Genomic DNA, 12,521 nt, shown 5'->3' with positions numbered 1-12,521 from the left:
ACCATGGGGGGATTTGCAGTGGATTCCCCTGCCCTGCTTATCCTCACATAACCCGGCTTTTCGCCCGCAGGGCTTGAAATTACAGGATTTCTCACCGGCACTTTCCGCAGATGCGTTGGTACGCAGTCGTTTGCTTTTCAAGACTTTTACACTTCTTTCTAATTAAAAATAGGTAAAAACTATCAAACAAATTGATAACAACATCGGCGTCCTCTTTTGTTAGGGCGATTATTTCCCTACAATCGCTTCCATTAGATGATTCCGCAGGCGGAGATAAGAGTTCATGGATACAGTGAAACACAGTAAGTTGTTGATTTTAGGTTCAGGCCCGGCAGGCTATACCGCAGCCGTCTATGCTGCGCGCGCCAATTTACACCCGGTACTGGTGACCGGGATGGAAAAAGGCGGCCAGCTCACCACCACGACTGATGTCGAAAACTGGCCGGGTGATCCGGAAGGGCTGACCGGCCCGCTGCTGATGGAGCGGATGCATGAACATGCGGCTAAATTCAACACTGAAATCCTGTTTGACCATATCCACAGTGTTGATCTGCAAAACCGTCCGTTCCGCCTGACCGGCGACAACGGCGTCTACACCTGTGACGCCCTGATCATCGCCACCGGTGCCTCCGCCCGTTACCTGGGCCTGCCGTCTGAAGAGGCGTTCAAAGGCCGCGGCGTTTCCGCCTGCGCCACCTGCGACGGCTTCTTCTACCGTAACCAGAAGGTCGCGGTAGTCGGCGGCGGCAATACTGCGGTGGAAGAGGCGCTCTACCTCTCCAATATCGCGGCTGAAGTCCATCTGATCCACCGCCGTGACAGCTTCCGCGCGGAGAAGATCCTGATTGACCGCCTGAACGAGAAAGTGGCCAGCGGCAACATCGTGCTGCACACCAACCGCACGCTGGAAGAGGTCGTCGGTGACCAGATGGGCGTGACCGGCGTGCATCTGCGCACTGCCCTTTCGGATGAGATTGAAAAAGTCGAGGTAGCCGGCGTCTTTATCGCCATCGGCCACAGCCCGAATACCGCCATCTTCAACGGGCAGCTGGAACTGGAAAACGGCTACATCAAAGTACAGTCCGGCCTGCACGGCAACGCCACCCAGACCAGCATCCCCGGCGTCTTCGCGGCGGGTGACGTGATGGACCACAGCTACCGCCAGGCGATCACCTCAGCGGGCACCGGCTGTATGGCGGCGCTGGATGCTGAACGTTATCTGGATGGCCTGGCTGCGGCGCAATGCAGCACTGACTAAGCAGCACTGACTGATTTCTTTCAGAAAATAATGCGAAAAAGGCGACCTCCGGGTCGCCTTGTTATTTTCAGCCCGCCATTGACGCGCTACCATGTGCGCGGTCGTGAAAATAGACCTTCAACGATCAGGGATTTGGCACCTGTGCCATCTTTTTCCATGCGCGATTCTCCTTTGGCCCTGCCCGCGGAGACGCATGCCACCGCCATGCAGCCTCTGCATGTTCAGTGCGGACAGTCAGCCTGATGAATAAAACAAGACAACGAGAATTGCTCCACTGGCTCCGGCAGCAGCGCGCGCCCGCGCGCCGCTGGTTACAGGTTTCCATGCTGCTCGGGCTGTTCAGCGGCATCCTGCTGCTGTTACAGGCCGCGCTGATGGCCACCCTGCTCGATGCGCTTATCGTGCATGCTATGCCGCGCGACGCGCTGCTGAAGCTCTTTATCCTGCTGGCCGTCTCCTTTCTGTTCCGGGGTGTGCTGGCGCTGTTGCGTGAACGCGCCGGTTTCCAGTGCGGGCTGCAGGTGCGCCGCCAGATCCGCAAAACGGTGCTTGACCGGCTGGAAGCGCTCGGCCCGGCCTGGATCAGCGGCAAACCGGCCGGCAGCTGGGCGGCGCTGATTCTGGAGCAGATTGACGATATGCAGGACTACTATGCGCGCTACCTGCCGCAGATGTTTCTTGCAGGCATCATCCCGCTGCTGATCCTGCTGGCGGTGTTCCTGGTCAACTGGGCTGCCGGGCTGATCCTGCTGGTCACGGCCCCGCTGATCCCGCTGTTTATGGCGCTGGTCGGCATGGGCGCGGCTGACGCCAACCGGCGCAACTTTGCCGCGCTGGCGCGCCTCAGCGGCAATTTCCTCGACAGCCTGCGCGGCCTGGATACCCTGCGCCTGTTCCATCGCGCGGCTGCCGAGCGCGCGGCCATCCACCACGCGTCCGAGTCCTTCCGTGCCCGCACCATGGAAGTATTGCGGCTGGCGTTTCTCTCCTCGGCGGTGCTGGAGTTTTTTGCCTCTCTTTCCATTGCGCTGGTCGCGGTCTATTTCGGTTTCTCCTATCTCGGTGAGCTGCATTTCGGTAGTTACGGCACCGGCGTAACGCTGTTTGCCGGTTTTCTGGTGCTGATCCTGGCACCGGAATTTTTCCAGCCGCTGCGCGATCTTGGCAGCTTCTACCACGCCAAGGCCCAGGCAACCGGCGCGGCAGATGCGCTGGTTACGTTCCTGACCCGGCATCCCGATCGGGCACCGGGGCAAGGTGATACCCCCTTCAGCGCGACGGCGGCCATCAGCGTGGACGCCGAGGCGCTGGAGATCCTGTCACCGGACGGCAACGTACTGGCCGGGCCGCTGACGTTCCGGGTGGCGGCCGGTCAGCACATCGCCATTGTCGGCCTGAGCGGGGCGGGCAAAAGCTCGTTGCTGAACGCCCTGCTGGGCTTCCTGCCTTACCGCGGTAGTTTGCGGGTCAACCAGCAGGAGCTGCGCACGCTGGCACCGCTGAGCTGGCGCCGGCATCTGGCGTGGGTCGGACAGAACCCGCACCTCCCGGCGGCCACGCTGCGGCAAAATATCCTGCTGGGGAACCCGGAGGCCACCGCCGGCGCGCTGGAAACGGCCATTCAGCGCGCCTATGTCGATGAGTTCCTGCCGTTGCTGCCTGAGGGGCTGGACACCGCCGTCGGCGACCACGCCGCGCGCCTCTCAGTCGGGCAGGCGCAGCGCGTGGCCGTGGCGCGGGCGCTGCTGGCCCCCGGCGGGCTGCTGCTGCTGGATGAACCGGCCGCCAGCCTGGACGCCCACAGCGAACAGCGCGTTATGGCGGCGCTGGCCGGGGCAGCCGCCGGGCAGACCACCCTGCTGGTCACGCACCGTCTGGAGGATACCCGGCAGTGTGATGAGATCTGGGTCATGCAGCAGGGCCGGATTGCCGAACGCGGCCCCTATGACCACTTACGCGCGCAGGGGGGCCTCTTCGCCCGCCTGCTGGCCCAACGCAGCGGAGACCTCTGACCATGCGCCTGCTTCTGCCCTATCTTGCCCTTTACCGCCGCCACAGCGGGCGCATGCTGCTCGGCATCCTGCTGGCGATTGTCACCCTGCTGGCCAGCATCGGTTTGCTGGCGCTCTCCGGCTGGTTCCTGGCGGCCTCTGCCGTGGCCGGGCTGGCGGGGCTTTACAGTTTCAACTACATGCTGCCGGCGGCCGGGGTGCGTGGCGCAGCCATTTTCCGCACTGCCGGGCGTTATGCTGAACGGCTGGTCAGCCATGACGCCACTTTCCGCGTGCTGTCACACCTGCGGGTCGACACCTTCACCCACCTGTTGCCGCTCTCGCCCGGCGGGCTGGCGCGCTTCCGGCAGGCGGATCTGCTTAACCGGCTGGTGGCGGACGTTGACACGCTGGATCATCTCTACCTGAGGGTCATTTCGCCGCTGGTCAGCGCGCTGGTGGTGATTCTGGTGGTCGCCGCCGGGCTGAGCTGGCTGGATGCGACGCTGGCCCTGCTGCTTTCCGGTATTTTGCTGGCGCTGCTGCTGCTTCTGCCGCTGATTTTTTACCAGGCAGGCAAACCGGTCGGCCGGGCGCTGACCGGGCTGCGCAGTGATTACCGCGTCGGCCTCACCGCCTGGCTTCAGGGGCAGGCGGAACTGGTGATCTACGGGGCTGCCGATCGTGCCCGGCAGGCGCTGGAGGCCACCGAGCAGCAGTGGCAGCGCCAGCAGCAACGGCAGGCAACACTGAGCGGCCTGGCACAGGCGATCATGTTCGCGGCCACCGGGCTGACGGCTACCCTGATGCTCTGGCTGGCCGCGGGCAACAGCGCGACCGGGGGGGCGCTGCTGGCGCTGGTGGTATTCACCACCCTGGCCGCGTTTGAGGCGCTGGGGCCGGTGGCCGGCGCTTTCCAGCATCTTGGGCAGGTGATCGCGGCGGCGGAGCGGCTGCAGGCGATCACCCGCCAACCGCCAATGGTCTCTTTCCCGGCACAGGGCACCGCCCTGGCTTCACCGGCGCTTCAGCTCGACCATGTCAGCTTTACCTACCCCGGCCAGCCTTTCCCGGTAGTGAAAGGCGTAACCCTGCGGGTGGCCGCCGGGGAGCATATTGCGCTGCTCGGCCGCACCGGTTGCGGTAAGTCGACCCTGCTGCAGTTGCTGACCCGCGCATGGGATGTGCAGACGGGGAGCCTTCAGCTGGGCGGCCGCCCGATTGCCGGCTATGATGAAGCGACCCTGCGCCGCAGCATGACGCTGGTGCCGCAGCGGGTGCATCTGTTCAATACCACATTGCGCGATAACCTGCGGCTGGCCGCACCGGAGGCGGATGACGCCCGGCTGTGTGAGGTGCTGCATCAGGTCGGGCTGAGCGCGCTGCTGGAGAGCAGCGGCCTGAACAGCTGGCTGGGCGAAGGCGGGCGGCCGCTGTCGGGCGGTGAGCAACGGCGTATCGGCATTGCGCGCGCGCTGCTGCACGATGCCCCGCTGGTGCTGCTGGATGAGCCTACCGAGGGGCTGGATGCCGAAACCGAACAGCAGATCCTCGCCCTGTTACGGCAGCACTGCCGGGGCAAGACGCTGATCATGGTGACGCACCGCCTGCAGGGTTTGCAGCATTTCGACCGGGTTTGCGTCATGGATGGCGGCGAAGTGGTCGAACAGGGGCCGCATCATGCCCTGATGGCGGCGGGTGGCCGGTATGCGCAGTTCCATGCGCGCCTGGCCTGATTGTGATGTGAGAGAGACAATGGATGCTATGCGTGTCGTGCAACTTTCCCCCCATTCGCTGCTGTTCCCTGCGCCGGAAAGCGCGTTGCGTGAGCCAAATGGGCTGCTGGCCGTGGGAGGCGACCTCTCCCCTGCCCGGCTGATGTCCGCTTACCGGTGCGGCATCTTCCCGTGGTTTAACCCCGGTGAGATGATCTTATGGTGGTCGCCCGATCCGCGCGCGGTGCTCTTCCCGCAGGATCTGCACATCAGCCGCAGTATGCGCCGCTTCCTGCGCCGCTGCCCGTTCCGCTTTACCCTGAACCAGGCGTTCGGCCAGGTGGTGGAAGCCTGCGCCGAGGCACGCAGCGACGGCACCTGGATCGGCCCGCAGGTGGCGCGGGCCTATCAGCGGCTTCATGCCCAGGGGGCGGCACACTCTATTGAAGTCTGGCTGGATGGGGCGCTTGTGGGCGGCATGTACGGCGTGGCGCAGGGCGCATTGTTCTGCGGGGAGTCGATGTTCAGCCGCTGCACCAATGCCTCCAAAGCCGCGCTGGTGATGTTCTGCCACCACTTCGTCAGCCACGGCGGCCGGTTGCTGGATTGCCAGGTGCTGAATGAGCATACCGCCTCGCTTGGGGCGACGGAGATTCCGCGCCGCGCGTTTCTGGCGGCATTACGGGAAATGCAGCCGCAGCCCCTGGCAGACGGCTGCTGGCAACCGCAGGAATTACGCCTGCCGGGCACGCTGCCTTTGCCGTAAAAACCCGGTATTCAGGCCTGAAAGGCCGCAAAAAGCCCGGCATTGACTGAAATTAATTCCATGCCGCGGGCGGAAATGTGGTATCATTCCCTTGAACCATGCCCCTGATTTATGTACATTTTTGGCTGCGTCTCCCACCATATCCGGTTTAACAACCACTTAGGGCGGAGCGAATGCCTCCTTTACATAATGTGGGTTTTTCGGCATTATCTTGCCGGTTAAAAACTAAGGTAGTAAAACCTAGAGGATTCGATGGCCAAAGAAGACAATATTGAAATGCAGGGCACCGTGCTTGATACGCTGCCGAACACCATGTTCCGCGTTGAATTGGAAAACGGACACGTGGTTACCGCGCACATCTCCGGTAAAATGCGTAAGAACTACATCCGTATCCTGACGGGCGACAAAGTCACTGTTGAGCTGACCCCGTACGACCTGAGCAAAGGCCGCATTGTCTTCCGTAGCCGTTAATCGGCGCATCTCCCGCTGATCTCTTCCGGCGAACAATCAGGGAATCACTCCCTTGCGCCCTTCCGGTTTCCGGTCAGGGCGTTTTGTTATGGATGCAATATGCGGTTTATGTTCCGGTAATGGCGATCGGCAGGTGAAAAAAAAGAGCGATCTCAGGATCGCTCTTTTTGCATTCCGGCAGCCCGGTTTTCAGGCCGCCGTAAAGATGCCTCACTGACTCAGTGAACCACCCCTTCCTCTTTGCGTTTTTGCGCGCTGTGGAATTCGTAAGTCAGCTTGTCGGCGGCTTTATCCAGTTCAACTTTCACCGAGCCCCCGTCAACCAGGCTGCCGAACAGCAGTTCGTTGGCCAGCGGTTTTTTCAGGTTCTCCTGCATGACACGCGCCATCGGGCGGGCACCCATCGCTTTGTCGTAGCCTTTCACTGACAGCCAGTCACGGGCCTCATCACTGACTTCCAGCGACACCCCTTTCGCATCCAGCTGGGCCTGCAATTCGACGATGAACTTGTCGACCACCTGCTGAATCACCTCGGTTGAGAGATGGTTGAACCAGATAATGTTGTCCAGACGGTTACGGAATTCCGGCGTAAACACTTTCTTGATCTCTTCCATCGCGTCGGTGCTGTTGTCCTGATGAATCAGGCCAATCGACTTACGTTCGGTCTCACGCACCCCGGCGTTGGTGGTCATCACCAGGATCACGTTGCGGAAATCCGCTTTGCGGCCGTTGTTATCGGTCAGCGTACCGTTGTCCATCACCTGCAACAGCAGGTTGAAGACATCCGGGTGCGCTTTCTCAATCTCATCCAGCAGCACCACCGCATGCGGGTGCTTGATCACCGCGTCCGTCAGCAAACCACCCTGGTCAAAGCCGACATAGCCCGGAGGCGCACCGATCAGGCGGCTGACAGTGTGGCGCTCCATATACTCGGACATATCAAAGCGCAGCAGTTCAATGTCCAGCGCTTTGGCGAGCTGCACCGTGACTTCGGTTTTCCCGACCCCGGTCGGCCCGGCGAACAGGAACGAGCCTACCGGCTTGTGATCCTGGCCCAGACCGGCGCGGCTCATCTTGATCGCTTCGGTCAGTGCGCCGATAGCCGGGTCCTGGCCGAACACCAGCATCTTGAGGCGGTCGCCCAGGTTACGCAGCACATCGCGGTCGCTGGCGGAGACGGTTTTCTCCGGGATACGTGCAATACGCGCCACCACCGATTCGATATCGCCGACGTTAACGGTCTTTTTGCGCTTGCTCACCGGCATTAACCGGCTGCGGGCGCCCGCTTCGTCGATGACGTCGATCGCTTTGTCCGGCAAATGGCGGTCATTAATGTATTTCACTGACAGCTCAACCGCCGCGCGCACCGCTTTCGCGGTATAGCGCACATCGTGGTGGGCTTCATATTTGGTCTTCAGCCCGTTGATGATCTGCACCGTCTCTTCCACGGAAGGTTCCGTGATGTCGATTTTCTGGAAACGGCGTGCCAGCGCACGGTCTTTTTCGAAAATGTTGCTGAATTCCTGATACGTGGTCGAGCCAATCACCCGGATCTTCCCGCTGGAGAGCAGCGGTTTGATCAGGTTGGCCGCATCGACCTGGCCGCCGGAGGCTGCCCCTGCACCGATGATGGTGTGGATCTCATCGATAAACAGGATGCTGTTCTTGTCCTGCTCCAGCTGTTTCAGCAACGCCTTAAAGCGTTTTTCGAAATCACCGCGGTATTTGGTGCCGGCCAGCAGCGAGCCGATGTCCAGCGAATAGAGGGTGCAGTCCGCCATGACTTCCGGTACGTCACCCTGCACAATGCGCCAGGCCAGGCCTTCTGCGATGGCGGTTTTCCCCACGCCGGACTCACCCACCAGCAGCGGGTTGTTTTTACGGCGGCGGCACAATACCTGAATAGCGCGCTCAAGCTCTTTGTCGCGGCCGATCAGAGGGTCAATGCCCCCGACGCGCGCCAGTTGATTCAAATTGGTGGTGAAGTTTTCCATACGGTCTTCCCCTGCCGGCTGCTCTTCGTTGACCGGGTTTTCCGCGTTGGGAGCCTGGCCCGGTTCGTCTTTGCGCGTGCCGTGGGAAATGAAGTTCACCACGTCAAGGCGGCTTACGTCATGCTTGCGCAGCAGATAAGCTGCCTGCGACTCCTGTTCGCTGAAGATAGCGACCAGCACATTCGCGCCGGACACCTCGTTCCGCCCGGAGGACTGAACATGGAACACGGCGCGCTGCAGCACGCGCTGGAAGCTGAGCGTGGGTTGCGTGTCGCGCTCCTCTTCGCTGGCGGGCAGGGTCGGCGTGGTCTGTTCGATGAACGCCTCCAGCTCCTGGCGCAACGCGACCAGATCGACGGTACAGGCCTCCAGGGCCTCCCGCGCCGCAGGGTTGCTCAGTAACGCAAGCAACAGGTGCTCCACGGTCATAAACTCATGTCGGTGCTCGCGCGCCCTGGCGAAAGCCATGTTGAGACTGAGTTCCAGTTCTTGATTGAGCATAAGCACCTCCCCAATAGATTGCCTTTTCAGGCTTTTTCCAGCGTACAAAGCAACGGATGCTCGTTCTCCCTCGCGTAGCGGTTCACGTGCGCGACCTTGGTCTCAGCTACCTCGGCGGTGAAGACGCCGCAGATGGCTTTTCCTTTATAGTGCACCGTGAGCATCAGTTGCGTTGCACGTTCAATATCATAAGAAAAGAACTTTTGAAGAACGTCAATCACAAATTCCATTGGTGTGTAATCGTCGTTGTTAAGTATAACTTTATACATAGATGGCGGTTTTACCGCATCCAACTGCTGATCCTGGATTAAGTGTTCAAAATTTAGCCAATCCTGATTATTGCCCATTGCTTGCCCGTCTTCAATTGTCTGGTCTGAATGCCCGTCCCAACGCGGGCGCTCTCTGTACAGCGTACACGCTTTAACCCCTATTTTACCATCTCCGGCCGCCGGGTGCCGCCCTGTGAAAGGGGCCGGGCCGCTGCCGGCGCGTATAAATTTTAGCCGTGCAAAGCGAATAGCGTTACCTGCTTCAAACTTTAAACAACTGGTCAGGCTGAGCAAAAGCCGTTCCCTTGACGTGCCTCGCGATTCCTCTAGAGTGTAAAATCGTGAGCTGATGGAGTTTTAATCAATCAGCCTTCACTCGCAAAAAAATCTTACCTCACCTACCTACAGAATAAACACGCGAGGGATGTAGAAGCATGGAGACGGGTACAGTCAAATGGTTCAATAATGCCAAGGGCTTCGGTTTTATCTGCCCGCAAAATGGCGGCGAAGATATCTTTGCTCACTATTCCACTATCCAGATGGAGGGTTATCGAACGCTGAAGGCGGGTCAACAGGTCAGTTTCGATGTCCATCAGGGGCCGAAAGGTAACCATGCGAGCCTCATCATACCCCAGGTCAGCGAAGCGCTTGCCTGAGCACCTGCAAGGTTTGAATCCTTCAAATGCCAGTCACCCCCGACTGGCATTTTTATAGATGGGGCCGCCCGCTCCGCTTTCAAGGTCACTTCTTAACCTTTTTATTTCCGCTTAATAACCTGTCTGTTACCGCTAATCAGCATGGCCGCGCGCCAGCCATACCACGCGGGCGAACATCTGCCGCAACAGCGGCGGCATCGCCTCCGGCCCGCGCTGCCCGGCGGCCAGCGCCACCTCGATCGCCAGATCGGGCTTGGAGCTGCGCTGAATCGCCTTATGAATGATGCGCCGCACCGGCATCGGCACCTTGTCCGGCAGCCCCGCCACCCGGTGGTAGACGTCGCTGAACCCTTCGCGGTAGAGAAAATGCTCCATGTCCGGTGCGGGCAAGGCGGTGAGCCGGTCATGCTCACGGTCACCGGCGCGCGCGGCCATGTCGCGGGCGGTGGCCGCATATTTTTTCCCCGCCTCATCGCCGTCAACCATGCCGTGCCACTCAATGCCCATCTGCCGGGCGAACTTCAGCAACGGGCGCAGGCCGCACTGGGCAAACTCAATCACCTTGATCCCTTCCGCCTCAAAATTGAACCCGCACTGGCGCGCCAGCTGGTTCAGGATCCAGACCTCGGTCTCCCCTTCCACCAGCAGCCAGCAGCGGGCGAACAGCGCCGAAGGCCGATTATAGCGGACATGGAACGCGATCTTGCGGCTGTCTGCCGGGTTCAGCCCGGCCGGGCCGAGCCGGTAAGCCGCCACACGCCCCGGCTCGCGCACCAGCCGCGTGACCTCTTCCATCGGCGTCAGTGAGATCAGCTCGCCGGAGTTGGTGGTGGTCAGGCGCTGCAATTGCAATTGGTTCAGCAACTGCCACGCTACCGACAGCATAATCGGGTGCAGCCGGGTTTCCGGGTCTTCAATCAGCAGCAGCGGCCGCGCACCCGGGGCCAGCCGCACCGCCCCGCGCGCCTGCAACAAGGCGGAGAACATGCCGAGCAGAATCAGCCGGATGCTGCGCCCGCCCGGCCCCTTGCCTGCCCGGTTCAGAATATCCAGCGCGTGCCACGCCTGTTTCGGTTCGGTCTGCGGCACGCCGCCCCGGGTCGCCAGGGCACCGGCCGCCCGGTGCTGCTCAGTAAAATAGTGCTCCAGTAATTGGCGCATCGCCGCCACGCCCTGCTCCAGCGCCTGATTGCTCAGGGTGTGCGGGCTGCGCCCCAGTTGCCGCGTCAGGGCCTCCAGCTGGCGGGCAGCCACCTGTTGCGATGCGGAAGGCGGTGCATCCGGCAGCAGCGGTTTGCCGCGCAGACGGCCGATAAAGCGCGCGTCCCGCAGGCGCAGCACCGGGTGCAGGCGTGCCAGCGTCAGGGCCAGCGCGTCGATGTCATGCAGCGCCAGCGGGTCGCCCTGTGCATCAAGGAAGGTGCGCCAGGTCAGCACCGTGCCGTCATCCGTGAGCTCCCCCTCCAGCCGGTAGGTGATGCGGCTGCGGCCCCCTTCGCCCGGCACAGCGGCAACGGCCAGCGCCCGGTAACGCGGCTGGCGTAAGTGCCCGGCCACCGGCTCTGCAAAGCGCAGCACCACCTGCAGGGTACGTTCACGGGCATCCTGCTCTCCGGCCGGGAAATGGAAATCCCCGGCGGTGAAGTGATAAAGCTGCGGCTCCGGTGACAGCAGCAGCGTCAGCGCATCCAGCAGGCTGGACTTGCCCCAGGCATTCTCCCCAATCAGCAGCGTACTGCCCGGCAACGCGCCGCCGGTCAGCGGCAGTGACAGCCGGTTAATGCCGCGGAAACCGGTGATCTCAATCTGCTCCAGAATCATGGTACGCCTCCTGTGCGTCTCCTTTGCTCTGAGCATGACCAAAAAAGCCGCAGCCGGTCAAGCGGATACCGCCCGGCGTGTGGCCGGGATTGCTGCTTTACTCCCCCGCGTTTATTGGGTAGCGTGTGGCGCCCCCGTTTCTCTCATGGACGCATTATGTACTCAGGACTGCTCATTATTCTGGTGCCGCTGATTGCCGGTTACCTGATCCCCCTGCGCGCCCGTCCGCTGCTGCACGCCGTTAACCGGCTGCTCGGCGGGATGGTCTATATCATCCTTTTCCTGATGGGCATCAGCCTGGCATTTATGGATAACCTCAGCACTAATCTGCGGCTGATTTTCCAGTATGCCGGGGTGATGTTCCTCTGCATTCTGCTGCTCAACCTGCTGGCGCTGGCCCTGCTGGAACGGCGGCTGCCCTGGGCGAGCCACCACCGGCAGGAGGCGCTGCCGTCGCGGCTGCGCATGGCGCTGGAGTCGCTGACGCTGTGCGGCGTGGTGTTGCTCGGCTTCCTGCTGGGGCTGAGCGGCTGGCCGTGGCTGACCTATGCAACGCAGGGCAGCGAATATGCGCTGATCCTGCTGCTGGCGCTGGTCGGCACCCAGCTGCGCAACAGCGGCATGACGCTGCGCCAGATTGTGCTGAACCGGCGCGGGACGCTGGTAGCGGCGCTGGTGGCCGTCAGCTCTCTGGTGGGCGGCGTGGCCGCCGCCTGGCTGCTGGGGCTGCCGCTGAATACCGGGCTGGCGATGGCCTCAGGCTACGGCTGGTACTCCCTTTCCGGCATCGTGATGACAGACGCCTTCGGGCCGGTGATCGGCAGCGCCGCGTTCTTTAACGATCTGGCGCGCGAGCTGTGCGCCATTATGCTGATCCCGACGCTGGTGCGCCGCAGCCGCTCCTCAGCACTCGGCCTCTGCGGGGCGACCTCGATGGACTTCACCCTGCCGGTGCTGCAACGCAGCGGCGGGCTGGACATGGTGCCGCCGGCAATTGTGCACGGCTTCCTGCTGAGCCTGATCGCCCCGGTGCTGATGGCTTTCTTCTCCCACTAGCGATTCCTCTGTTTTGCGGCAGG

General features: G+C 61.7%; 10 protein-coding genes. 7 read left to right on the top strand and 3 right to left on the bottom strand.

Annotation, left to right across the window (positions count from 1 at the left end; all coding sequences use genetic code 11):
* Nucleotides 1-283: 283 nt before the first annotated feature.
* The 5 genes from trxB to infA all read left to right on the top strand — a co-directional run bounded on the left by trxB (nt 284) and on the right by infA (nt 6,201).
* The gene (gene trxB, locus CYR32_RS00510; protein ID WP_101821494.1) at nt 284-1,258 is read left to right on the top strand and encodes a thioredoxin-disulfide reductase; all 975 of its coding nucleotides are present in this window, start codon (nt 284-286) and stop codon (nt 1,256-1,258) included.
* Between the two features lie 242 nt (nt 1,259-1,500).
* Nucleotides 1,501-3,270 carry a heme ABC transporter permease/ATP-binding protein CydD gene (gene cydD / locus CYR32_RS00505; RefSeq protein ID WP_101821493.1) on the top strand — a complete coding sequence of 590 codons (1,770 nt, stop codon included), beginning with the start codon at nt 1,501-1,503 and terminating at the stop codon, nt 3,268-3,270.
* Between the two features lie 2 nt (nt 3,271-3,272).
* A complete protein-coding gene (gene cydC / locus CYR32_RS00500) occupies nt 3,273-4,985 on the top strand; it encodes a heme ABC transporter ATP-binding protein/permease CydC (protein WP_101821491.1) in 1,713 nt (570 codons plus the stop codon).
* Nucleotides 4,986-5,013: 28 nt separating this feature from the next.
* On the top strand, nt 5,014-5,730 hold the full coding sequence (gene aat / locus CYR32_RS00495; RefSeq protein WP_101821489.1) for a leucyl/phenylalanyl-tRNA--protein transferase: 717 nt from the start codon (nt 5,014-5,016) through the stop codon (nt 5,728-5,730).
* Between the two features lie 252 nt (nt 5,731-5,982).
* Complete coding sequence (infA, locus tag CYR32_RS00490; RefSeq protein ID WP_002211347.1) at nt 5,983-6,201, top strand: translation initiation factor IF-1; 219 nt, start codon at nt 5,983-5,985, stop codon at nt 6,199-6,201.
* Between the two features lie 218 nt (nt 6,202-6,419).
* Here the strand turns inward: infA and clpA are convergent, their stop codons facing one another.
* Complete coding sequence (gene clpA / locus CYR32_RS00485) at nt 6,420-8,696, bottom strand: ATP-dependent Clp protease ATP-binding subunit ClpA (protein ID WP_101821487.1); 2,277 nt, start codon at nt 8,694-8,696, stop codon at nt 6,420-6,422.
* A gap of 26 nt (nt 8,697-8,722) precedes the next feature.
* Complete coding sequence (gene clpS / locus CYR32_RS00480) at nt 8,723-9,043, bottom strand: ATP-dependent Clp protease adapter ClpS (protein WP_072925860.1); 321 nt, start codon at nt 9,041-9,043, stop codon at nt 8,723-8,725.
* Between the two features lie 356 nt (nt 9,044-9,399).
* On the opposite strand from clpS, the gene cspD reads away from it, so the two are divergent.
* Nucleotides 9,400-9,621: a cold shock-like protein CspD gene (cspD, locus tag CYR32_RS00475; RefSeq protein ID WP_101821485.1), complete on the top strand. Its 222-nt coding sequence runs from the start codon at nt 9,400-9,402 to the stop codon at nt 9,619-9,621.
* Nucleotides 9,622-9,753: 132 nt separating this feature from the next.
* Here cspD and CYR32_RS00470 read toward each other — a convergent pair whose 3' ends face one another.
* Complete coding sequence (locus tag CYR32_RS00470; RefSeq protein WP_101821482.1) at nt 9,754-11,442, bottom strand: ATP-dependent nuclease; 1,689 nt, start codon at nt 11,440-11,442, stop codon at nt 9,754-9,756.
* Between the two features lie 156 nt (nt 11,443-11,598).
* On the opposite strand from CYR32_RS00470, the gene CYR32_RS00465 reads away from it, so the two are divergent.
* A complete protein-coding gene (locus CYR32_RS00465; protein WP_101821480.1) occupies nt 11,599-12,498 on the top strand; it encodes a LysO family transporter in 900 nt (299 codons plus the stop codon).
* The last annotated feature ends 23 nt before the right edge of the window (nt 12,499-12,521 follow it).

This window comes from Chimaeribacter coloradensis (assembly GCF_002858715.1).
In the GTDB taxonomy this organism is placed as follows: domain Bacteria; phylum Pseudomonadota; class Gammaproteobacteria; order Enterobacterales; family Enterobacteriaceae; genus Chimaeribacter; species Chimaeribacter coloradensis.
This window is presented reverse-complemented; position numbering and strand designations above follow the sequence as displayed.

Coding starts and splice junctions, on each gene's coding strand:
- trxB (WP_101821494.1), top strand. CDS start 284: ATGGATACAGTGAAACACAGTAAGTTGTTGATTTTAGGTTCAGGCCCG.
- cydD (WP_101821493.1), top strand. CDS start 1,501: ATGAATAAAACAAGACAACGAGAATTGCTCCACTGGCTCCGGCAGCAG.
- cydC (WP_101821491.1), top strand. CDS start 3,273: ATGCGCCTGCTTCTGCCCTATCTTGCCCTTTACCGCCGCCACAGCGGG.
- aat (WP_101821489.1), top strand. CDS start 5,014: ATGCGTGTCGTGCAACTTTCCCCCCATTCGCTGCTGTTCCCTGCGCCG.
- infA (WP_002211347.1), top strand. CDS start 5,983: ATGGCCAAAGAAGACAATATTGAAATGCAGGGCACCGTGCTTGATACG.
- clpA (WP_101821487.1), bottom strand. CDS start 8,696: ATGCTCAATCAAGAACTGGAACTCAGTCTCAACATGGCTTTCGCCAGG.
- clpS (WP_072925860.1), bottom strand. CDS start 9,043: ATGGGCAATAATCAGGATTGGCTAAATTTTGAACACTTAATCCAGGAT.
- cspD (WP_101821485.1), top strand. CDS start 9,400: ATGGAGACGGGTACAGTCAAATGGTTCAATAATGCCAAGGGCTTCGGT.
- CYR32_RS00470 (WP_101821482.1), bottom strand. CDS start 11,442: ATGATTCTGGAGCAGATTGAGATCACCGGTTTCCGCGGCATTAACCGG.
- CYR32_RS00465 (WP_101821480.1), top strand. CDS start 11,599: ATGTACTCAGGACTGCTCATTATTCTGGTGCCGCTGATTGCCGGTTAC.